The following is a 22,142-nucleotide window of genomic DNA, read 5'->3' on the forward strand; positions in this document are numbered from 1 at the left end:
CGAGCCTCTCTTTGTCAGGTGCGGGAGTTTCAGTAGCCGAGGACGCGCGGCAGCCAGAGCGCAAGCTCGGGGAACACGACGACGAGGCCGAGAACCACGAGCATGGCAACGACGAGCGGGAAGATGTAGCGCAGGGTCGCTTCCATGGGCACGCCGGCGATGCGGCAGGACACCATCAGGTTGACGGCCATCGGCGGCGTGAATTGGCCGATTGCGATCTGGAGGGTGAGAAGAATCCCGAACCAGACGGGATCCCATCCGAAGCGATTCGCAATCGGAATCAGAAGCGGCAGAAGGATCAGGAAGATCGATACACCGTCGAGGAACATGCCGATCACGATCACCAGCGCAATGAGAAGCGCGAGGATCACGAATGGGCTTCCACCCGTCTCGACGATCGCATGCGCCGCCTGGTCAAACACGCCGAGCGTCGCGCCGGCCCAGGCGAAGATCGAGGCGAGCGCGACGACGATCAGGATGACGCCGGAGATCTCGGCTGCATCGACGAGCATCTCGTAGACGTCGCGCAAGGTCAGCGAGCGATAGATCACGAAACCCACGAAGAGGCCGTAGACGACGGCCATCACGGCGGCTTCGGTTGGCGTGAACCAGCCCGCGCGCATGCCGCCCAGGATGATCACGGGCGCCAGCAGGCCCCAGATTGCTTCCTTGAAGGATTTCCAAAGGGGCGGGCGGGGAAGATCCTGCTCGGCGAGGCCGAAACCTTGCTTCTTCGACATCCAGAAGACCGGCACGAGAAGCGCGATGCCCGCCAGAATTCCAGGGATCATGCCCGCCGCGAACAGGGCCGGTACAGAAGCCTGCGGAACGAGCACGCTGTAGATGATCAGCGCGATCGAGGGCGGAATGAGGATGTCCGTCGCGGCGGCCGCCCCGATCACGCTCGCGGAGAAGGCGCGCGGATAGCCGGCGCGGGACAGGGCGCCGATCATCGCACCGCCGACCGCTGCGGCATTCGCAGGACCTGAGCCCGAGATTCCGCCGAGAAACATGCTCACAATCACCGTCACGGCTGCGAGCGAACCCGTGCGACGGCCGATGAGAGCCGACGTGAAATTAACCAAGCGCATTGCGACGCCGGAGCGATCGAAGATGGCGCCAACCAGCACGAACATCGGCACGGCGAGGAGCGGATATTTCGCGATGCCCGTATAAGTCTGCGTGGGTGCTGCGAGGAGATTGAGATCCGCAAGATAAATCGCGAGCGAGCCAGCAAGGCCGAGTGCGACGCCGACCGGCGCGCCGACGACGAGGAGAAACGCGAAACTCAGGAAGAGAGCGGCTGCGATCATCAAAATGGCTCGATCCGGTCCTGCACAGCGCCATGTCGGGTCCGCAACGTCCCGATGAGATAGCCGATGGCCCGCGCAACGACGACGACGGCGAGGAGCGGCAGGGCGAGCGTATAGATCCATTGCGGCTCGCCGAGGCCAGGGGAAGTGACCTCGAACCGGTATTCGTCCCAGACCACTTGGCCGCCGAGAACGATCAGGAGAACGAACATCCCAATCGTGGCGAGGGTTGCGAGGATCTCGGCCCAGAACTGGCCCCGCGGGGGAAGGAGGCTCGCGAACCAGGTGATGCGGATCTGGCGATCCATGGCCGTTGCTATGCTTGCACCGAGCATCGTGACGACGACCATCAGCGCGATCGAATATTCCTCCGTGAACGCGAAGGAATAGTTCGTGAGATAGCGCGCGATGACATTGCCCAAGGTGATGAGGCAGAGCGCAGCCATGGCTATGGCAGCCACGATCTTCTCGAGCGTCAGCGGGACCGTCGGCTTCGGCTCGCTCGTCGTGAGGATGGGATCGCCGTCGGAGGGCATGAGGGACTTTCGAACCTGATCAGATGGGGGCGGGCATTGGGCCCGCCTCCCGGACTGTTATACGAGAGACGACTTCAGCTGCGGCTTTCCGCGACCGCCTTCTCGGCACCGTTCACGAGCTCGGCGCCGATGCGGGTCTTCCACTTGTCGTAAACGGGACGCGTGGCCTCCCGGAACGCCTTGAGCTCGGCGTCGGACAGGCGCGTGATGGTCACGCCGAGCGCTTCGATCTCCTTCAGCGTCGAGGGATCATCCTTGGTGATGCCCTTGCGCGCGACCTCCTTGCCGTACTGGCCGGCCTCGATGGCCGCCTGCTGGACGATCTTCTGATCCTCGGGCGAGAAGGTCGACCAGACCTGCTTGTTCACCGAGAAGATGAGCGGATCCGCTACGTAACCCCACAGGACCACGTGCTTCTGTCCGACCGTATGCAGCTTCGCGACCGTGAAGATCGAAAGCGGGTTCTCCTGCCCGTCGACAGCTCCCGTTGAGAGCGCCGGCTGCGCATCGGCCCAGCTCATCTGGGTCGGGTTGGCGCCGAGTGCCGTGAAGGTCTCGTTGAACAGCGGCGAGCCGACGACGCGAATCTTGAGGCCCTTGAGGTCGGCCGGCGTGCGCACGTCGCGCTTCGAGTTCGAAAGCTCGCGGAAGCCGTTCTCGCCCCAGGCGAGCGGCACGACGTCTTTCGAGGCGATGATCTCGAAGAGCTTCTTGCCGACCTCGCTGCCCGTGATGGCGTCGATGGCCTTGTGATCGGGCATCAGGAAGGGCAGGGAGAAGAGGTTGAGCTCTGCGACCTGCGGGGACCAGTTGATCGTCGAGCCGACCGCCATGTCGATGACGCCCTGACGCATCGCGGTGAACTCTTTCGTCTGATCGCCGCCGACGAGCTGCGCGCCGGGATAGACCTTCATGTTGATGCGGCCGTTGGTCCGCTCCTTGACGAGCTGGGCCCAGCGCTCGGCCGAGAGGCCCCACGGGAACGGCGCACCAACCACCGTCGAGATCTTGTATTCCGCCTTGTAGTTCTGGGCGATGGCTTGGCCCGCGAACAAGGCCGCGAGGAGGCCGAGCCCCAGGGTCTTCATCAGTTTCATCGTCAGTTCTCTCCCGTTGCTGTTGTTGGATCAGGCGCGGACGAGCGCCTCGGCGGTATCGAGGATGGTTGTTTCGGACACGCGCACCGCATCCTCGAGCGGTGGTGCGTATGCGATCGGAGCTCTCGGCGCGCCGAGGCGCTTCACCGGAGCCTGGAGGCACCGGTGCAGGCGTTCTGCGACGGTTGCCGCGATCTCGGCTCCGAATCCTGCCACGCTCACGGATTCCTGCACGACGAGCAGGCGGCCCGTTTTCTCGACGCTCGCGAGCACCGTCGCCTTGTCCCAGGGCCAGAGAGTCCGGAGATCGATGACCTCGGCCTCAATGCCGCGATGCGCGAGGGCTTCCGCGGCCCTGGTGCAGACATGGACCTGCGCCGACCACGACACGATCGTGAGATCGTGTCCCGTGCGGGCCATGCGGGCTTTCCCGAAGGGCACCGTCACATCCGGATCGTCGGGCGTTTCACCTTCAAGGCCCCAGAGATTCTTGTGCTCCATGTAGACAACCGGATCGTCGGAGCGGATCGCCGTCTTGAGGAGGCCCTTGTTGTCGGCGGGCGTCGACGGACAGACGACGACGAGACCCGGAATATGGGCATACCAGGCTTCGAGGGATTGCGAGTGCTGTGCCGCCGACGAGCGCCACATGCCGATCGGCTCACGCACGACGAGCGGCACGCGCGTCTGGCCGCCGAACATGTAGCGGGCCTTGGCGGCCTGATTGACGAGTTCGTCGATCGCGCACAGGGCGAAGTCGGAGAAGCGCATCTCGACGACCGGGCGCGTCCCCATCATCGCAGCCCCGACGGCCGCGCCCATGATGCAGGCTTCCGAAATGGGCGCATCGGAAATCCTGTCGGATCCGAACTCGTCGACGAGCCCCTTGTATTGCCCGAAGACGCCGCCGCGGCCGAGGTCTTCGCCGACGGCCCAGACCGTAGGATCCCGCCGCATTTCCTCGGCGAGCGCGAGCCGCGATGCCTCGATATAGGTCAACATCGCCATCAGAACGCCTCCACGCGTGGGTCGCCGATATCCTGCACGTCGGAGAGCGCATGCTCGACGGCAGGGAAGGGCGTCTCCTTCGCGTGCCGATAGGCCTCCTGCATCTCGTCCTGAGCCGCTTTGCGCGCGTCGCCGATTTCAGCCTCGCGGCCCGCATCGCGCAGCATCGCCTCCACTTGGGCGATGGGATCGTCGAGCCAGCGCTGCTCGACCTCTTCCTTGGGGCGGTAAAGAGCCGGATCGGCCCCCGTATGTCCGGTCAGCCGGTAGGTATGGGCATGGAGGAAGCGAGGCCCGCCGCCGGCCCGGATGGCGGCGACGAGTTCCTGTGTAGCCGCATCGACGGCGAGCACGTCATTCCCGTCCACCTCGATGGCCGGGATCCCCATGCTTCTCGCGCGGGCGGATGGCCCGTCGCCTGCCGTCATCGTGCGCGTCCGCGTCGTGGCCGCGAAGCCGTTGTCCTCACAGACGAAGAGCACGGGCAGATTGAAGACCTTCGCCCAGTTGAGACCTTCGAGAAACGGACCGCGGTTGATCGCACCGTCTCCGAAGATGCAACAGACCACCTTGCGCTCGCCTTTGAGCTTGATGGCGTGCGCCGCACCGGCGGCGATCGCGATGTTCGCGGCGACGACTCCGTTTGCGCCGAGCATCCCGACACCGAAATCGGCGATGTGCATCGACCCGCCCTTGCCGCCGCAATTGCCGCCGTCGCGTCCGAAAAGCTCGCGCATCATCGCGAGGCTGTCGGCACCTTTGGCGAGCGTGTGGCCATGTCCGCGATGGGTGGACAGGAGAACGTCATCCTGCTCCAGGTTGAGGCACACGCCGGAGGCGATCGCCTCCTGCCCGATCGAGGGGTGAATGGCGCCGAGCACCAGCTTCTCGTTCAGGCTCTCCAGCGCGGCTTCCTCGAAGGCGCGGATGCGCACCATCATCCTGTGATGCTCGGATAGGCGTTGAAGATCGAGATTCGTTTGCGCATGAGGCGCCGTCAGCATCGCGCACTGTCCTCCGAGTCCCAGGAAGCCATCAGGTCAGAGACACGCGCGGCCTCGCCTTGCAACTTTTCGACCAGACGAGGCAGCCGATCTTGGCCCATGCGCTGGCCGATCGCCGCGATGCTGAGGGCTGCCAGCGGGCTGCCGCTCTGGTCGACGATTGCCACGCCGATCGCGCACATCCCGGCAACGATCCGGCCCTCGTTGAAGGCGTAGCCCTCGTGCCGCGTGCGGGCTACGAGGGAGCGAAGCTCTTCGGCGTCGAAGCCCGGATAATCCTTCAGCCAGAGCGCATTGAGGCGCAACACCTGCTCGACCTCACGGTCGGGGAGTGCCGCAAGAAGGGCTAGACTGCCGGCGCCGACCCCGAGCGGCCGACGGTCCCCCAATTCGAGGGTCAATGTCCGGATTGGATAGGAGCCGACTTCGCGTGCCACGCAGATCGCGGAGAGACCTTCGCGGATCGAGGCGAAGACGGTATCGCCGGTGTCCTTGGCGAGCCGCTTGAGCACCGGCGTGACGAGCGCCGCGACGCCCTGCTCGTGAGCCTTGCGTCCGATCTCGATGGCGAGCGTTCCGAGACGATAGCGGCGGTTCGATGTGTCCTGGTGGACGAAGCCGACATCGACGAGCGCGCCGAGAAGGCGGTGCGTCGTCGTCTTGCCGTAGCCGGTCTCACGGGAGATGTCGCTGAGCGCGAGCCCGTCCGCGCGGTCGCCGGAGAGCGTGCGCAGAATGCGCGCAACACGATCGACCGTCCTGACTGCCCCCTCGCGTAGCATTGCCCCTCCCAGAGCCGTTCAGCATCGATGTGCTGTGTTCTTGTTCCGCTGAACGGAATAGGACAAGCTTAATTTCGGAACGGGAGGGGCGTCAAGATGCCGGAAATGAAGTCAGCCGGGCAGTCCGGTTCGAGCATGGAGAGCTCGAAGACCATGGGCGTAGGAGGAGGCGACGATAGCGTCAAGAGACCGAGAGAGGCGTCGGACGCTGCTGTCCTGACGGCCGACACCATCACAAAGCTACCGGCCGAGGCTACAGGCGCTGTCGTGGTCAGCGGCTCGCATGGTGGACTCTATCCCGGCACACTGGCCGCGAAGGCACGCGTCCGGGCCGTCATCCTCAACGATGCGGGCATCGGCAAGGACGAGGCGGGCATTGCGAGTCTGCACCTCCTCGAGCGCTTCGGGATCGCCGCCGCTGCCGTCTCGCACATGTCGTGCCGCATCGGCGACACGGCCGACATGATCGATCGTGGGGTGATCAGCCACGCGAATGCTCCGGCGCGGGCCTGTGGCGTGACCGGCGGGATGTCCTGCAGAGAGGCCGCGGAAGCGCTGCGTAAGGCCCCTCTCGCCGCGCCGGATGTCCCCACGCTCGTGGAAGGTCGATCAGAGGTGCAGGTGCCGGCTGCGCACCGACGCGTGATCCTCCTCGATTCCGCGGCCCTCGTGCGGCCCGATGATTCCGGGCATATCGTCGTCACCGCGTCTCACGGGGGACTGGTGGGTGGAAACCCTGCCATGGCTTTACGGACGGACGCCTTTGCGGCCGTGTTTCACGATGCGGGAATCGGGGTCGATGGTGCCGGTCTGACACGCCTGCCGGCCCTCGACGAACGCGGCATCGCTGCCGTGACCGTCGCAGCCTCATCGGCCCGGATCGGCGAGGCGCTGTCTGTCTTCGAGGAGGGCGTCGTCTCGGCCGCGAACGCGGCTGCGCAGCGGCTCGGAGCGCAAATCGGCCGGCCCGTTCGCTCGCTGCTCGAAGCCTGGGCGAGGTTATGAATATCAGGCATTGCCTGCCCAACCCCGGGCGATGGGCTCGTTCCCGGAGCGCTTCGCAGCCCTTCTCCGATCAGCCCTGCGAATGCGCCACGCCCGCAAGTTCCTTCGGCTGAACCGGAATCATGCCGCCTTTCAGGTCCGGTTCGATGCCCTCGATCTGCACCCATCGAGGGTGGCCGGCCTCCTGAAAATCCAGCGGGATGCGCTCTCCCACGCGTTGGCCGAGAAGAGCGGTCCCGAGCGCCGTGAGCACCGAAATTTCAGCCTCAGGCTGTATCCCCTTGCCGGGGAATACCAACGCTCGTCGGGCAGGGGCCTCTCCATCAATGCGATAACGCACGATCGAATTCATCGAGACGACGTCCTCTGAGAGCTCTTCCGATTCGAACAGAGTTGCATTGCGCAACTTTCTCATGAGGCGCTCGGCCGCGTGAGGGTCACGTTCGGCATGGTAGTACGCCTGCGCCAGAAGACGCTTGTGATCATCGGATGTGAGGGCAATCATCGCCTGGTTTATGTGCATTATTTTCTCCTTGTGGCGCGCCATGCCGCATGAAACCAGCACGGGCCTCCCTCGGGGAGGCCCGTTGCAGGCAGGGTCATGGCTTGGATAGGGCAGCAGCGGCACACATGCGCGCGTTCACTTAGGCTTACGCACATGGGAACGCACCCCGCTGCAGATGCTGAGGGCGCCTCACGGCTCAAGGCGCCTGCAGATTCGTCGGATGCGTTGTCGAACGGTGCTTTTCCTGCCGTCGTCAGTTCCACCAAAGGGTCGCGATCACGCCGGCCGCAAGGACGATCCAGAACGTCCAGCGCAGGGCTTGCGCCCGAAGCTCGGCGATCTCTTCGGGCGTCAGACCGTTCAGGTCATCGTTTCCGATGTTGTTCCAGTGCCCATGAGGATTCAGCGTCGTCATTCATTCTCCTTTCTCGAATTCGTGTTAGTCTATCCTGAGTTCAGCGTCGCGCACGGCTCTGGAATCCCGTGCAATGCCATGCGCTGCGGTTGGTAGAGCACCCGCAGGACCGTCAGGGTCTTCCATTCTCCCGTCGCGGTTCGCCAGCGGATCGACTGGCCCTCCGACAGGCCGATCAGGGCCGTGCCGATCGGCGTCAGAACCGAGATCAGCCCCGTGTCGCCGTCGTCCTCGCCTGGATAGACGAGGGTCAGCCGAGAGGTTTGGCCGGTGGTCTCGTCCCGGAACTCCACGCGGGAGTGCATCGTTACGACGGACGGTGGTACAGCGTTCGCGGCTACGACCGTGGCGCGCACGAGCTCATCCGCGAGCATCTCCGCGACCGGCGGAGCGCGGCGGCTCATCATGCCTGCCGTCGCGATCCAGGCGAGTCGATCGTAGTCGTTCGTCGAGATCGTGACGGGGGGAAAGTTCGCGGGTTTGCTCATGTCATCCTCCTTGCACAAGGTCGATCAAGCCGTACCCAGGTGGATACGGCGCGCCTTTCAGTCATTCTTTTGGCGGCTCCGTCTCGTCGCGCGTGCGGCGAGACGGAGCCGCCGTCATGATACTTCGATCAATCAGACGTCCTGCGCCTCATAAGGCGTCCGGACGCTTCTGCACTTCGGAGAATGCTAGCCCTGGAATCAGGAACCGGGAGAAGATCAGGACCAGTATGTCATGCATCGCGCTCTCCTTTTGCTTGCAGCGAAACGATCGAATAACGCGCAGTTCAGCAATGCGCCCGTTCCGTGCCCATGTGCGGTTCCCGTGATGCGGCCCGGAAATTTTCCGCAGATCCGTCATCATCGACGAGGCGCACCTCGATGCCCTCGACGATGACCTCATGGGCGGGTTGACCGTTCGATCCCCCATAGGCCATCCGATCGCCGACTCGCAGACCGAGGAGCGCCGCCCCGAGCGGCGTCGTTACGGAAAGCTCGGCGCCCGGGAAAACCAGATCCTGCGGATGCACCAGCAGATGCGCATGTCGTTCGGGGCTTCCATCGATGCGGTAGATGACGCGGCAATTGATCGAGACCACGTCATCGGGCAGATCATCCGGGTGGCAGACGGAAGCCCGCATGAGTTCGGAAAGCAGAAATCCGGCATTCTGCTCTGTACTTCGACTCGAGAACACGGCCGTGATCAGCAGGTCATTGTAATCGCGGGTCGTCAGCATGATGGACGGCAGATCGCGGTGCGTGTTCATGAAATTCCCCTTGCAAATGTCATCCCGCCGGGCGTCGATACGCCCGGGCAGCATGCCGGACATGCGGTGTCAGAGCGCACCAGACGCACGCAAGGCACAAGTTATCTTGGAAGAGATCGAAATCCCGGGCGGCTGCGAAAAGCGCGAAGCACTTGCGCCCGGGCTTACTTGCCTTTTTTGAGGCAACCCGCGCGAAGGGGAATATTTTTTATGGGCTCGATCATGGCTTCTTCTATGTAGCTCTTTTACTTCTCGATTTCAAGATGGCGTCCAGTTTGCCGGCTGATCGGACGTCGAACCGCAGGACCCGGTGGCAAGGCGCAGTTTTTCGAGGTTTGGCTCATCCGAGCACCTCCATCACGATTCGCCGAACCTCCTCTCTCGTCATCCTCGGGCCGTCAGGCGCCCACGCGCTTTTCTGCCCGCGTTTTTCCGTAACCAAGTGGTGATCCCGTGGGTTCCCAACTGCGATCAGGGTTGCGGGGCCTTTCGGGGACTCGATTTTTATTTTCATGGTTCTTCTCCTTTCGTTCTTTTCTTTGGCCGCACTGGCAAGCCGCGCGGCGTGTATTGCTGGTCTGCCGACCGGCAGTCAGAGGCAGATCGTCACCGAAACCGGGTCACTGGCCGGGAACGTTTCTTCCAGTGCCTGATCGAGCCTCCGGTCCAATTCTGCCTTGCTGTTCCAGCACGCGCTCGACGTCTGCTCATGCGTTGCGGGACCCATAGACTCGCTCGCAATTGCCCGAAGTCGAGGGTTGTTCTCTGAATATTCGAAATGCTTCATATCTTTTCCTTCCTTTCTGTTATGTCGGCTTTGCGCCCGCTCCGGCGACGCCCATTTCGAGGCCAAAGCTTCCGGTCATCACACCGGAAGGGGGTCCAGGGCTGCCAAAAGCCTGTTTCTGCGTAATGCCAGGTTTCTGCTGAGCGATTGGCCTGCAATGCCGGCGCCGCGCATGCCCTTCGTGAGGCAGGCGCGTTCGTCGCTCCGAGTCGGTCGTGTCCTAGATGGCGGGTACGGCGCGCGGCCAGCGTCAGTTGTATTCGAGCTGGCAGCTACACGCAAACGCCGTTTAACTCAGTGTAGCCATAAGTTATATATATGTCAGATTGGACGAGAAACAAGATGCAACAGGATTTTAAATATCTCTCTAGTAATACTCCTGTGTATAGAGAGTTTTACTAGGATCTGTCGGCGTTCATCGCTTCGCTCGGGATTCCGCAGCGGCGGCAAATCGGATTCAAGGCTGGCTAACAACGGAGGTCAATCTTGGATCGCAGTGTGTTGAGCGATGCGCAGTGGGAACGGGTGGCACCGCTGCTGCCCGGCAAAGCGGGGGCTCCGGGCCGCTCAGGGGCCGACAACCGGCGCTTTCTCGAGGCGTTGCTGTGGATCACGAGCACCGGCGCACCCTGGCGCGATCTCCACCCCCGCCTTCGGGAACCGGAACCCGGCCTGTGGAGCGCCGACGATCCCAGGTGTCTTCGCCGCACTTCGGGCCGGGGTGGATCGGCTTCTTGCGATGCAGCATACGCGTCAGAACATGTGGCGCATGTGTCGATCGCATGGAACAGTCACAGATCTGTCATGAAACGCCAGAATTCCTCACACGAGGCGCAGAGTGGCGGCAGTTCATGCAGGTTTTCCGGCGTTTTCGGAACGTGCTGGACAAATCCGGAGGGTGCGTGCCTTGCATTCTGATGCGATGCGCCATATGTGCGCCGCGTGACGCGCGATTGGCGTCGCGTGTCACTGCCCTTCTTGGGCGTTTCCTCCCTAAACTTCGGGCCGCTCTTCGGGGCGGCCTTTTTTTGTCATACGAGCAGGTCACCTCTGCGGTCCGCAGAGGCGATTCGGTGAGGCATTACGAAATGGTGAGATGTTCGTGCGTCGGGTTCAAGCTGCCGTGGACGGCGCACGCTCGGTGTCCGATCCAGTTGTAAAGGGCTTCGCCAGACCATAATTCCTCGGCACAAAGCAGAATGAGTCGACCTTCTCCTCGCAGATCGTGATCATGCCCAATCTGACCGCGTTCAGAGAAGCTGCGGTTACCGGGTAAAAACAGGTCGCCGACCTTGGGACGGAAAACTTCGCACATGACAGCTCACGGCTCGTTTGGTCTCAACGAGGCTTTTGACCCGGATACGACCCGTCTTCTCGCCAGCGCGTTCGAGAGCGCGCTGGGCGCGCTGAATGCCTCCGATGCGGAACAATTCAGCGCCCATTCGATCCGCCAGATCCTGGCCAAGAGCATCATCGATGACGCACTTGGCGGAGAGCGCGATGTGGCTCAACTCGCCGAAAGGGCACTGGCTCATCTGTGGGCTCAGTCCTATCCAAGTGAAGGCTCAGTCCCACAGACGAATCGATATTCGGGAGTCCAAGCCACCGAGCGCTAGCGGATCGGTCTTCTCATCCAACCTTCACTGCCTGAGATAACGCTCTCCGGTTAAAACCCGAGGCAGAAGCCTCTTTCGCCTCAGCGCAGGCTGATTTGCACTCCGCTCATGCTGGCATTGAACTCCAGTCCGATGTTGCGGCCCTGCAGGTCGAGAACGACCCCTTTCGCATTCTGCAATCGAATGCCCGATACGCCGCCGCCGGCGGCGACTGCTGCGCCGACCGCTGTGTAGGTGCCGGCGATATCGGAGGCTCGGCGCAAATTGTAGGCCCGCCCGACCAGGTCGGCCTTCGAGGCGCCAATCGTCGCGCCGAGGCTCAGGCCGCCGACACTCAGGGGATAGCGGTGTCCCTTGAAGACAAGGGTCCCGCGGCCGCCTCGAACGCCGACGATGAACCCCGCATTGGCAATCTCGACGTAGACCCTACCGGTCGCGGCCCAACTCGGTGCTCCCAACACCGGCGTGACTGTCGCGGCCAGCGCCACTAAACCACAACGAAAAGCATGTCGGAACGTGAGCATGGATCTCTCCCTCGTCTTGCAAGCAGAGATGAACGCGGGGCTCATCATGCTCCTAATCGCGGCGTTTTGCCACCCGCTATCGGGTTAGCTTCGGGCATGACCTGCTGAGCCGCCATGCGGCCTGAGCTTCAACAGGAGCCAGTCCCGGAACGCATTCATTCCTAGCGTCAGCGGCTTCGATTTCAGCCATGTTAGCCAGTACGATCCCGTGGAGATTTCGGTGTCAAACGGCTGGACGAGCCGGCCTCCTCCGAGTTCTCGCTGGAACATGCAGACAGGTACGAGGGCCACACCGATCCCTCGCGCGGCCGCCTCGACCATCGTCACGGAACTGTCGAAAATCGGCCCTCGGATCGCAGGGCACGGGACGCCTGCCGCTCCAAACCAGAGAGACCATTCCTCCATGCGATACGAACTCAGGAGAACCTCCTGCACGAGATCTGACGGCTGGCGGAGAGGCGTCGCAATGTCCGGCGCGCAAATCGGTGACAGCGGCGCGGAGAGGAGATGAACGGCTTCGGCTCCGTGCCACGACCCATGGCCGAAGCGCAGCACGAGATCCAGGCCGTCCCCTGCCATGTCGACTCGGTTGTTGTTGGTGAGAAGACGCAGATCGACGAACGGGTGCCGGGCCTGGAAGTCGCCGAGGTGCTGCAACAGCCACCCGGTCGCGAAGGTGCCCACACAGCCGAGCGTGACCACTTCCTGATCGACACCGTGCTCGAGCCGGTCGAGCGCCGCACTGATCCGTGCAAAGGCGTCCGTGAGCACCGGCACGAGCACCAGTCCCTCGTCCGTCAAGGCAAGCCCGCGCGGCAATCTCCGAAAGAGCGTCACGCCCAGGATCTCTTCGAGGCCTTTGACCTGATGGCTGATCGCAGCCTGCGTGACGCGCAACTCCAGCCCTGCCCGCGTGAAGCTGAGATGCCGCGCCGAGGCTTCGAAAGCTCTTAGGCTGTTTAGGGGCAGGTGACTCCGGATCACTGTAATGGCCTATTTTTCCTAATGGCTCCTTCGAGAATTGATCGTTTGTCAGCCGCGTGTCCAGCGGCCAAGTTCCGCGCGTCAACGGAGAACAATGGCGATGATCACGAGACGGCAGTTCGCAATCGGCTCAGGTGCAGGGCTTCTGGGCGGCGCGTTGGGCAGGGTTGAAAGCCTGCGCGCAGCAAATGCCTGGTCCGGCGACCTGAGCCGCGAGATCGCCCGCATCGAGTCCGGACTCGAGGCGCGGCTCGGTGTAGCCGTTCTCGACACCGCCACGGGGCAGCGCATGAGTCATCGCGGGAGCGAGCGCTTTCCGATGTGCAGCACCTTCAAGATGCTCGCTTGCGCGGCCGTGCTGAGGCGCGTCGACGCGGGTCAGGAGGATCTCGAGCGGCGGATCCGGTTCGGCGCCAGCGATGTCGTAACCTACTCGCCCGTCACGAAGGACCGGGTTGGCGACGGAATGACGCTCGCGGAACTCTGTGAAGCCGCCATGACCCAGAGCGACAACACGGCCGGCAATCTCATCCTGAAAACCTTGGGCGGACCATCGGGCGTCACGACCTTCGCGCGCTCCCTCGGGGATCTCGTGACCCGGCTCGATCGATGGGAGACAGACCTCAACGAGGCGGCCCCCGGCGACCCGCGCGACACCACCACACCGGACGCGATGACAGCCAACCTGCATTCGCTCGCTGTCGATAATGGCCTGTCGCCGCAATCACGCGACCAGCTCACGGCATGGCTCGTTGCCAACAAGACCGGGGACGCGAGACTGCGCGCGGGCCTGCCGAAGAACTGGCGCATCGGTGACAAGACGGGAAGTGGGGAGCGCGGAACCGCGAACGATGTTGCCGTGATCTGGCCTCCCCAGCGCAAGCCGCTGATCGTCAGCGTCTATCTGACGGAGACGAAGGCCTCCTCTGACGAGCGCAATGCAGCGATCGCCGAAATTGGTCGAGCCGTGAAAGCAGCATTGACGATGTGACCGCATTTTCTTGAGAACGGTAGCCGAGGATCGGCATCGCCTCGACATCTCTCAACAGCTTGACATCGGACTGCGCGCTCGGGGCAGTTCCCCCGGGTGCCTGCTCTTCGCCTGGGGCTAATCGCTGATGCCTGCTCGACGTGCCTCGACACGACAAGCCCGTTAGCTCAGAGCACCTGTCCGAGCCGCATTGATGACGTCACCCTTAAGCAGCCATCTCCTGCTGATCGGACCTCGATCCTTCTGCGCCGCTCTGGAGCATGCCATCGGAAAGCGGCCGTTGCAGACTCCGCTCGACCCTGAGGGCAGAATCGAACAGAGCAGGTGCCCGCTCAAGATAGAATCGACTGTCTCATTTGGGCCTCGTCGATCATGTGCGGCTCCCATTATTGACCTTCAGGAAAAGACTTCGGCGAGCGATCCGGGTCGATTATCGAACGCGTGCGGGTCTGTTGTGCGAGGCGTGAATCTCTTCGGAGCGCTCGATCAGATCGTCCAGATCGCGCCGGAACTGCTCCAGCGCGAAGCCGATCCCGAACAGGCGACCGAGCGTCGCCGTCGAAAGGGAGCGGGTCAGGCCGGCTCGCCTCATCTCATCCAGCGCGTTCCTGTAGGCACGAACAGCTTGGGCCAACGCGCTGGAATCCTCGGGCGCCTGCCGGCCCAACAGAGCTTGGCCGACCCTCCTCAAGGTTACGGCGCCGGTCCCGGCCGCGCGCAACCAGGATCGCGCCGCATGCTCCGGAAGTGCGTCGTGGCCCGCCTCCCGCGCTGTGCGACGGAGCGTGCTCACGTCATGGCGCAGCCGCCTCATCGTCCGAAGCAGGGGCTCGCCATCGGGAATATCGGTCAGCCAGCTTCGCCTCTCGCGTGCGGCCTCCTGCACCAAGGCCTCAAGCCGGATCAGGCTTTCGCGCGTGGTCACGGCCAGGGAGCCGAGTTCGGCTTGCCTCGCGTCGCTGCCCGACGCCAACGCCTCGAGCTGCGCGGCCAAGAGGTTGGCCACCTGAGCGGTCGTCTCGAGGACCGAGCGTGACGCTCGGGCCGGCACCACGAGAACGGAAACCAGGAGGCCAACCCCGCATCCCAAGCCGACCTCCAGGATGCGGTTGGCTGCCAGTCCGAGGGGACCTCCTTCCACATCAGCATCGCCCAGGAGGAGCATAAGGGCGGCTGTGATCGGCGCGATGCGAAAGCCGAAGGAGAATGCGGCCAGGATCGAGAGTGGGGCGAGAGCGATAACCAGGGCGGCCGCGCTGGTGAGCGGATCATCCGCGCGATCGCGAGGGCGACCGCGGCACCGTAGACGGCGCCAAACAATGATCCCACAAACTGCTCGAAGGCCACCTTGAGCGAGCCGCCGACGCTGCTCTGGGACACGACGAGCGCCGTGATGACGGCCCAGAGCTCTCCTGGAAGCCCAAGAGCATGGGCAGCGACGAAGGCCACGACGCTGGCAGCCGTCATGCGCGCGGCATGCACCAACTTCGATCGATGTCGGATCAGCCAATGCTCCATGGCAGTCATTGTGACTCCCGTGAGGGCCTATGCCCGCCCGAGCCGGACCCGGATGCTATCGTGGCCAGCGCGAAATCGCGACCAAACCCGGGATGCGAGCATGACGGACCGACTTCCCTGGTGCACCGACGTCTGGGGCCACGTAAAGGACCTCGAGCGCATTCCGATGATCGTGACTACTGCACACCATCTCACGATCGCTGATGCCCGCCCGGACTCTCATAGCATCTGCTTCGGGGAGGATTCGCTCGACTCGTTCGACGCGGTGTCTGTTCCCGATGGGCCCTTGTGCGGCTGTCAACGACGCCACTTCCTTCGCCATCGGGATCATGGCGACCGGTAGGGGAGCGGCTTTCCCGTCCAATTGGGGCGTTCTCTTCCACCGACGTCACGAAAGCGTCCGAATGTGTTGCCACTGATTGATGCATCCATCCGCAGGGGCTGCACTGGGCGACCCGGCACGGCGACCTTTCCCGCCGGGAACCGTTCGGCCGAGGTGACGACGGGCTCGTGTAGCCGTTCCAACCACAAGGCGTGAGCCTTGGTCTTTGCGGTGCCTTGAGGGACCGTAGCATCGAGGCCGCGCCATGCCGAAGGACAAGGAAGCACGCGAGCAGAGCGAGAAACGGAAACTGGACGACGAACTGGACCGAGAGCTGGAGGAAACCTTCCCGGCCAGTGATCCGCCAAAGGTCACGCGCAGCATCCCGGCTACCCAGATCACGCCGAAGCCACACCGGGGGCGAAAGGCCAAGGAGTGATTAGTGATTGGACGCTCGCCGACCTCGTCGGCGCGGCTATGAAAGCTCTCTCCGCATCATCCTCTCGGACATCTGAAGGCAGCCATCGAGACAGTCGATTGTCGGTCGCCAACGCGCTTGGCCGTATCTTGAGAATTCGCGAGCATTCAGTCGGACGTGACGGGAATGACGCCACGGGTCATGGCTGCCGCGATGCAAATAGATCCTGCAGCGCTGTCACCCGTTGCGATGACTCATACGGGTCGCGCGCGCCATTCCGATGCAGGCTTTCGACGGTTCGAATCTCGCGCCAGGGATGCAAGGAGCAGATTTTCACACTCCGCAAGTGGCGGGGCGGGATGCGGCATGTGTCGATGCTGTGCGGCGATATTGACCTGTCAATGGTCCCTCACATGGACACCGTCGTGCTGTGACGGGTTCCGTGCTTGCTTGCGTGCGTCGCGCGCCTGACCGGCACCACGGATACCTGCCTCACCGCGAGCGTAGCAGTGATGCTCAGTGCCATTATCGTGAATATTGCCATGACTGCGGTTATGATAGCCGTTCCACGCAGCAGTCCCAGGGCCGAAGGCCGGGTTGCCGCCGGCACGCCTTCGGCAGGAGGTCATGGTGCCCGAAGATACCACACAGGAAGGCGCATCTGCGATTCTGGCGAACATGCGTCCATTGCTGCCGGAACTGGAGGCGCTCTACAAGGACATACACTCTCATCCCGAACTGTCGATGCAGGAGACGCGGACGGCAGGAATCGCCGCAGACAGCCTCAAGAAGGCCGGCTACGAGGTGACGACCGGCGTCGGTCGGACGGGCGTGGTGGGACTGCTGCGCAACGGCCCAGGGCCGACGGTGATGCTGCGCGCCGACATGGATGCACTGCCGATCGCCGAGAACACCGGCCTTGCCTATGCCAGCAAGGTCACGGCGACGGATGCCGAAGGGAACACCGTGCCGGTCGGGCATATGTGCGGCCACGACATGCACGTTACTTGGCTGGCCGGCGCGGCAACATTGATGTCGCAGGCACGCGATGCCTGGAAGGGTACGCTGATGGCCGTCTTCCAGCCGGGCGAGGAAACGGCGCAAGGCGCGCAGGCCATGATCGATGACGGTCTGCTCGAACGCTTCCCCACGCCGGAGGTCGTACTGGGTCAGCATGTCATGGTCGGTCCCGCCGGTTTCGTCGCCGGAAGCTCAGGCCCGATTACCTCGGCGGCGGACAGCCTGCAAATCCGCCTGTTCGGGCGCGGTGCGCATGGATCGATGCCGCAGGCCAGCATCGATCCCGTCGTCATGGCCGCATCCGTCGTCCTGCGGCTCCAGACCATCGTGTCCCGCGAGGTCGCCGCCACCGAGTCGGCGGTGGTAACCATTGGCGTCCTGCAGGCCGGCACGAAAGAAAACGTCATTCCCGACGACGCGACGATCAAGCTCAACGTGCGGACGTTCGACAACGGCGTCCGGAAGCGTGTGCTCAAGGCGATCGAGCGGATCGTCCAAGCCGAGGCCGAAGCCTCAGGCGCCCCGCGCAAGCCGGAGATCACGCCGCTCGACCGTTATCCACTGAACGTGAATGACGAGACCGCCAGCAACCGCATCGCCGCGGCTTTTCGCGACTATTTTTCTCCCGACAGGGTGAAGCACACGGGCCCCGCGCCCGCCAGCGAGGATTTCGGCTGTTTCGGCACCGCATGGCAGGTGCCGTCGGTGTTCTGGTTCGTCGGCGGCACCGATCCGGCAACCTATGCGAAGGCGAAGGCTGAGGGCAAACTGAACGACCTGCCGGTCAATCACAGTCCGAAATTCGCGCCAATCCTGCACCCGACCCTGGAAACGGGCATCGAGGCGCTGGTCGTCGGCGCGCTGGCTTGGCTTGGCACGAAACCGAGCTGAAGGATTCGGATCCCGGACGGGGGAGCATGTTCACCATCGATGACCTCATGCTCGTTCTCGATCTCGTCGGCACCTTCGTCTTCGCGATCAGCGGAGCGGTCGCTGCGGTCAATCGCCGGCTCGATGTTTTCGGCATTCTGGTTCTGTCCTTCGTGGCCGGGAATTTCGGCGGGATTACCCGCGACGTGCTGATCGGTGCGGTGCCGCCGGCAGCGCTCACGGACGAGCGATATCTTCTGGTCTCGATCCTGGCAGGGCTCATCACCTTCTTCTGGTATGCCGGTATCGACCGGCTGCGCAGTCCCGTGCTCCTGTTCGATGCGGTCGGCCTGTCGCTCTTTGCGGTCACCGGTGCTCAAAAGGCGATCGCATTCGGACTGAACCCGGTGATGGCCGCTCTTCTCGGCATGTTGACCGGGATCGGTGGCGGCATGACCCGTGATATTCTCGTCGCGGAGATTCCGCAGGTCTTGCGGTCGGACCTCTACGCAGTCGCGGCACTCGCCGGCGCATCCGTTGTCGTCATCGGCGACAGGCTCGATTTCTCTTACAGCGTCTCGGCTCTGACCGGAGCGGCTTTGTGTTTCGGCCTACGCCTCATAGCCATCAGATATGGCTGGCGTCTGCCGGTCGCACATCTGTCCGCCCAGCAGCGCGCCGAAGCAGACCCTTCGGATGATGAAGGAGCGTAGTGAACCGCAGTTCGCGGAGTCGCCGCGAACAGGCCAACGAGGCCGACGGTCAACATCCGACAAGTCCGGGAGCGCGCTCGAACGTGAACTCGAACGGGGCCGTGACATTGTCGAGATACCGATCACCGAAAGTAGGTCGGTCCAGGCGCCACGGGAGCGTCCTGGGCATAGGCTTCAGCCATCGGCTCATGGCCCAGCGGGACGGTCCGCGGGTCGGGCGGTTCGGTTCCCGGCTTGAACGCTTCCAGGATGAAGCGTTCCCCAGGACCGCTGCGTTCTCCGGTGCGTGGATCGACCGGAATCAGCTTGATACCGGCAGGAACGCGGAAGGCCGTTTGGGGCTTGCCCGAGAGTGCCCGCTCCATGAAGTCACGAACAATGGGGGCTGCGTGGGTCGAGCCATACGCTGCTTTCCCCAACGAGCGGGGCTGGTCGTAGCCGAGGAACACACCGACGGCCAGTTCCGGAGAAGATCCGACGAACCACAGGTCCTTGGCGTCATTCGTCGTTCCGGTCTTGCCGGCGAGCGGTCGGTCGAAGCGGGAGAACACACTTGGCAGCGTCCGCTCGACGACCCCCTGGAGCAGGGACGTCACCTGATAGGCCGTCAGTGGATCGATGACCTGTTCCTGATCGTTGCTCAGCCTGGGCACGCTCTGGCCTTGCCATGAGGCTGCCGCGCAGCCGGCGCAGGCTCGCCGGTCGTGCCGGAAGATGGTCTTCCCGTATCGATCCTGAATGCGTTCGATGAGGGTGGGCCGGACGTAGCGGCCGCCGTTGACGAACATCGCATAGGCGGTCGTCATGCGCAGGACGGTCGTTTCGCCGGCTCCCAGGGACATCGAGAGCAGAGGCGGCAAGTCGTCCTGGACACCCAGCCGTCTCGCATACTCGGCAACGAGCGGCATTCCGACGTCCCGTGCCAGCCTGACCGTCATCACGTTCTTGGAGGCTTCCAGTCCCCTTCGGAGCGTGGACGGGCCATCGTAGCGGCCGTTGTGGTTGGTCGGGGACCACGGCGCCTGCCCTGCGCCTTGGCCGATGGTCAGGGGGGCGTCGAGAACGCGGCTGGAGGGGGTGTATCCGTTGTCCAGGGCCGCGGCGTAGACGATCGCCTTGAACGCGGAGCCAGGCTGACGCCAGGCCTGCGTGGCACGGTTGAATTCATTCAGATCGAACGAGAAGCCCCCCACCATGGCCCGGATGCGCCCGGTGTCCGGCTCGAGCGCGACCAAAGCTCCGGAAATCTCCGGGATCTGACGCAGGCGATGCTCGTCGGACGTTCCCTTGATCGGCTCCACATAGATGACGTCACCGACGCGCAGGACATTGTTCGGGCGGGCCTTGCGTGTCCATCGAATGCCACGCGGGGTGATCCGACCCGTTCGGCGGGTCGTCTCGACGGACCCGGTCACGTCCCTCTCTGGTCGCAAGCCGATCCGGGCACCCTTCGCATCGACCGTGAGCACGACGGCCAGTCGCCACGGACGGATGTCCTCGGGCATGGGCAACTCTGCCAGTTCGAGGCCCCAGTCACCGCGCACGGATGCGAGGCGCGTGTCCGCTCCCCGCCAGCCCCTTGCCTCGTCAAACCGGACCAGTCCATCGGCGAGGCTCTTGCGGGCTGCAGCCTGAACCGAGGGATCCAGGGTTGTCCTCACGGAAAGCCCGCCCTCGTAGAGCGTCTTCTCGCCATAACGATTGGCAAGCTCCCGCCGGACCTCCTCGGCAAAATAGCCTGCCTGACCATCATGAGGCGATACCGAGCGCGGATTGACCGAGAACTCCTCGGCAATCGCCGCGTCGGCCTCATCGCGCCCGATGTAGCCGTTGGCGGCCATCCGCTCGAGAACCCAGTTCCGCCGGGAAATCGCCGCCTCGCGCTGACGGAAGGGATGATAGTTGTTCGGCCCTTTCGGAAGGGCCGCGAGATAGGCCGCCTCGGGCAGGCTCAGCTCGTAGACGGACTTGTCGAAGTAGTTGAGTGCTGCCGCAGCGATGCCGTAGTTCCCCATCCCGAAATAGATCTCGTTGAGATACAGCTCGAGAATCTTGTCCTTGCTGAAGGCCTCCTCGATGCGGAAGGCGAGGAGGATCTCCTTGAGCTTGCGGCTGTAGGTCTGCTCGCGGGACAGCAGGAGATTCTTGGCGACTTGCTGGGTGATCGTGGAGGCCCCTTGAGGGCGGCGCCCGTCGCTTGCGAGGTTGGCCACCAAGGCACGCCCGATGCCCGCGGGATCGATGCCGTTGTGCTCATAGAAATTCCGGTCCTCGGCGGACAGGAAAGCCGCGACGATCCGCTTCGGGACGGCCGATAAGGGGATGTAGAGCCGGTTCTCGCGCGCATATTCGGCAATGATCTTGCCGTTGGCGTCATGGATGCGCGTCGTCACTGCAGGTTCGTAGCGCGCGAGTTCCGCGTGATTGGGCAGGTCGGCCGAGAGATGCCGCAGCAGGACGCCGACGGCCAACGAGCCGCTGACCAGGAGGAGCGATCCCAAAGTCGCGGCAAAACCGAAGAGGCGGAGAACGAAGCGCATCGCGAGGACCCGGAGTTCAGGCGAGTGCATTCATGGATGCGCTCGCTCGATGGCGGTGAGTTGCAAAAAGCGCGGGCAGCGACGGACGGAGATCCCGTCAACGGCAACGACATCGCGGAACCAATGACAGCCCGCCGTTCAATGAGCCGTGGGCTCAGGCTCCGATACCGGTGGCGAGGACGGTGACGCCGCGGCGGTTCTGCGACCAGCACGAGATATCGTTGCACACTGCGACCGGGCGCTCCTTGCCATAGGAGACCACGCGGAAACGTGATGCGGGGATGCCGCGCGCCACGAGATAATCCTGGACGGACCGTGCGCGCCGGGCCGCCAGCGAGAAGTTGTACTCCCGGGTTCCGCGTTCGTCGGCATGGCCTTCGATGATGAAGGTGTAGTGCGGATAGAGGCTGAGCCACTGGGCTTGCTTGTCGAGAGTCGCGGTTGCCGTAGGAGTCAGTTCGGTCGAGTCGGTCTCGAAGAAGACACGGTCGCCCACATTGGCGACGAAGTCCTGGTGGCTGCCAGGGGCGGCCGCACCGGAGAGGGAGCCCGGCGTGGAATGACTCGCGCACGCGGACAGCAGCAGGGCGGCGGCAAGGATTGTGGAAACATGAATACGTGGGAGGAGCATCGTGATGAATCCTTCACGGCAAGAGACCTGGTCATCCTCGATCCGCCGTTGCAGCTTCCGTCTGGTGCGGAACCGTGTTTGGCAGCTCGACTGAACGGGCAGCCGTCATCATTCGCGCGTCACGCGATGCACGGTGTCAGATCGTGGGCCGTCAGCGCGATGCGCGCCGCGGAGACGGTCGACGGACGTTCGGGTATGCGGTCGCGTTGCGCGTCAGCGGCTCAGCCGTGATCGGCACGTCGGGTTCTTCGCTGGCGGCCGTGGCAAACCGGACGCATCATGGCTTATGGA

The 22,142-nt window shown here is 63.5% G+C and carries 21 protein-coding genes and 2 pseudogenes; 7 read left to right on the forward strand and 16 right to left on the reverse strand.

Annotation, left to right across the window (positions count from 1 at the left end):
• Positions 1-29: 29 nt before the first annotated feature.
• The 6 genes from BN1233_RS04410 to BN1233_RS04435 all read right to left on the reverse strand — a co-directional run bounded on the left by BN1233_RS04410 (position 30) and on the right by BN1233_RS04435 (position 5,740).
• Positions 30-1,313, reverse strand: a complete 1,284-nt coding sequence (locus BN1233_RS04410; RefSeq protein ID WP_046862152.1) for a TRAP transporter large permease — start codon at positions 1,311-1,313, stop codon at positions 30-32.
• The gene (locus BN1233_RS04415) at positions 1,313-1,849 is read right to left on the reverse strand and encodes a TRAP transporter small permease (RefSeq protein WP_046862153.1); all 537 of its coding nucleotides are present in this window, start codon (positions 1,847-1,849) and stop codon (positions 1,313-1,315) included. Before BN1233_RS04415 ends, BN1233_RS04410 begins: the two co-directional genes overlap by 1 nt.
• Positions 1,850-1,923: 74 nt before the next feature.
• Positions 1,924-2,946, reverse strand: a complete 1,023-nt coding sequence (locus tag BN1233_RS04420) for a DctP family TRAP transporter solute-binding subunit (protein WP_046862154.1) — start codon at positions 2,944-2,946, stop codon at positions 1,924-1,926.
• Positions 2,947-2,976: 30 nt separating this feature from the next.
• A complete protein-coding gene (locus BN1233_RS04425) occupies positions 2,977-3,954 on the reverse strand; it encodes an alpha-ketoacid dehydrogenase subunit beta (RefSeq protein ID WP_046862155.1) in 978 nt (325 codons plus the stop codon).
• Positions 3,954-4,958, reverse strand: coding sequence for a thiamine pyrophosphate-dependent dehydrogenase E1 component subunit alpha (locus tag BN1233_RS04430; RefSeq protein ID WP_046862156.1), 1,005 nt, complete (start codon positions 4,956-4,958; stop codon positions 3,954-3,956). Before BN1233_RS04430 ends, BN1233_RS04425 begins: the two co-directional genes overlap by 1 nt.
• Positions 4,952-5,740, reverse strand: coding sequence for an IclR family transcriptional regulator (locus BN1233_RS04435; protein WP_046862157.1), 789 nt, complete (start codon positions 5,738-5,740; stop codon positions 4,952-4,954). The genes BN1233_RS04430 and BN1233_RS04435 overlap by 7 nt, the downstream gene beginning before the upstream one ends.
• A gap of 96 nt (positions 5,741-5,836) precedes the next feature.
• On the opposite strand from BN1233_RS04435, the gene BN1233_RS04440 reads away from it, so the two are divergent.
• Positions 5,837-6,745: a hypothetical protein gene (locus BN1233_RS04440; protein WP_197094572.1), complete on the forward strand. Its 909-nt coding sequence runs from the start codon at positions 5,837-5,839 to the stop codon at positions 6,743-6,745.
• Positions 6,746-6,815: 70 nt separating this feature from the next.
• Here BN1233_RS04440 and BN1233_RS04445 read toward each other — a convergent pair whose 3' ends face one another.
• From BN1233_RS04445 to BN1233_RS04455, 4 genes are all read right to left on the reverse strand, one after another.
• On the reverse strand, positions 6,816-7,292 hold the full coding sequence (locus BN1233_RS04445; protein WP_082145140.1) for a GreA/GreB family elongation factor: 477 nt from the start codon (positions 7,290-7,292) through the stop codon (positions 6,816-6,818).
• A gap of 211 nt (positions 7,293-7,503) precedes the next feature.
• Positions 7,504-7,665, reverse strand: coding sequence for a hypothetical protein (locus BN1233_RS46615; protein ID WP_154678249.1), 162 nt, complete (start codon positions 7,663-7,665; stop codon positions 7,504-7,506).
• 29 nt (positions 7,666-7,694) lie between these two features.
• Complete coding sequence (gene rnk, locus BN1233_RS04450) at positions 7,695-8,153, reverse strand: nucleoside diphosphate kinase regulator (RefSeq protein WP_046862158.1); 459 nt, start codon at positions 8,151-8,153, stop codon at positions 7,695-7,697.
• 284 nt (positions 8,154-8,437) lie between these two features.
• Positions 8,438-8,917 (reverse strand): GreA/GreB family elongation factor, encoded by a 480-nt coding sequence (locus tag BN1233_RS04455; RefSeq protein ID WP_046862498.1) that lies wholly within the window; start codon positions 8,915-8,917, stop codon positions 8,438-8,440.
• Positions 8,918-10,190: 1,273 nt separating this feature from the next.
• On the opposite strand from BN1233_RS04455, the pseudogene BN1233_RS44435 reads away from it, so the two are divergent.
• Positions 10,191-10,431, forward strand: a pseudogene (locus BN1233_RS44435) (transposase); the annotation flags it as partial.
• Between the two features lie 586 nt (positions 10,432-11,017).
• Positions 11,018-11,320, forward strand: coding sequence for a hypothetical protein (locus BN1233_RS04465; protein WP_046862160.1), 303 nt, complete (start codon positions 11,018-11,020; stop codon positions 11,318-11,320).
• An 80-nt stretch (positions 11,321-11,400) separates the two neighbouring features.
• Here BN1233_RS04465 and BN1233_RS04470 read toward each other — a convergent pair whose 3' ends face one another.
• Positions 11,401-11,844, reverse strand: coding sequence for a lipid-binding SYLF domain-containing protein (locus tag BN1233_RS04470; protein ID WP_046862161.1), 444 nt, complete (start codon positions 11,842-11,844; stop codon positions 11,401-11,403).
• 84 nt (positions 11,845-11,928) lie between these two features.
• Positions 11,929-12,825 carry a LysR substrate-binding domain-containing protein gene (locus tag BN1233_RS04475; protein ID WP_046862499.1) on the reverse strand — a complete coding sequence of 299 codons (897 nt, stop codon included), beginning with the start codon at positions 12,823-12,825 and terminating at the stop codon, positions 11,929-11,931.
• A gap of 103 nt (positions 12,826-12,928) precedes the next feature.
• On the opposite strand from BN1233_RS04475, the gene bla reads away from it, so the two are divergent.
• A complete protein-coding gene (gene bla / locus BN1233_RS04480; protein ID WP_074078254.1) occupies positions 12,929-13,819 on the forward strand; it encodes a class A beta-lactamase in 891 nt (296 codons plus the stop codon).
• Positions 13,820-14,249: 430 nt separating this feature from the next.
• Here bla and BN1233_RS49490 read toward each other — a convergent pair whose 3' ends face one another.
• Positions 14,250-14,960, reverse strand: coding sequence for a hypothetical protein (locus tag BN1233_RS49490; protein WP_244470830.1), 711 nt, complete (start codon positions 14,958-14,960; stop codon positions 14,250-14,252).
• Between the two features lie 194 nt (positions 14,961-15,154).
• Positions 15,155-15,346 (reverse strand): annotated as a pseudogene (locus tag BN1233_RS49495) (FUSC family protein); the annotation flags it as partial.
• Positions 15,347-15,924: 578 nt separating this feature from the next.
• Here BN1233_RS49495 and BN1233_RS48215 point away from each other — a divergent pair.
• The 3 genes from BN1233_RS48215 to BN1233_RS04500 all read left to right on the forward strand — a co-directional run bounded on the left by BN1233_RS48215 (position 15,925) and on the right by BN1233_RS04500 (position 18,680).
• The gene (locus BN1233_RS48215) at positions 15,925-16,098 is read left to right on the forward strand and encodes a hypothetical protein (RefSeq protein ID WP_187144244.1); all 174 of its coding nucleotides are present in this window, start codon (positions 15,925-15,927) and stop codon (positions 16,096-16,098) included.
• 606 nt (positions 16,099-16,704) lie between these two features.
• A complete protein-coding gene (locus tag BN1233_RS04495) occupies positions 16,705-17,988 on the forward strand; it encodes a M20 family metallopeptidase (RefSeq protein WP_046862164.1) in 1,284 nt (427 codons plus the stop codon).
• Between the two features lie 26 nt (positions 17,989-18,014).
• A complete protein-coding gene (locus tag BN1233_RS04500) occupies positions 18,015-18,680 on the forward strand; it encodes a trimeric intracellular cation channel family protein (protein WP_046862500.1) in 666 nt (221 codons plus the stop codon).
• Positions 18,681-18,802: 122 nt separating this feature from the next.
• Here BN1233_RS04500 and BN1233_RS04505 read toward each other — a convergent pair whose 3' ends face one another.
• Together BN1233_RS04505 and pal are read right to left on the reverse strand one after the other, a co-directional pair.
• Positions 18,803-21,220, reverse strand: a complete 2,418-nt coding sequence (locus BN1233_RS04505) for a penicillin-binding protein 1A (RefSeq protein ID WP_046862501.1) — start codon at positions 21,218-21,220, stop codon at positions 18,803-18,805.
• 154 nt (positions 21,221-21,374) lie between these two features.
• Positions 21,375-21,851 carry a peptidoglycan-associated lipoprotein Pal gene (gene pal, locus BN1233_RS04510; RefSeq protein ID WP_046862165.1) on the reverse strand — a complete coding sequence of 159 codons (477 nt, stop codon included), beginning with the start codon at positions 21,849-21,851 and terminating at the stop codon, positions 21,375-21,377.
• Positions 21,852-22,142 lie beyond the last annotated feature (291 nt).

This window comes from Microvirga massiliensis (genome assembly GCF_001006805.1).
Taxonomy (GTDB): Bacteria; Pseudomonadota; Alphaproteobacteria; order Rhizobiales; family Beijerinckiaceae; genus Microvirga; species Microvirga massiliensis.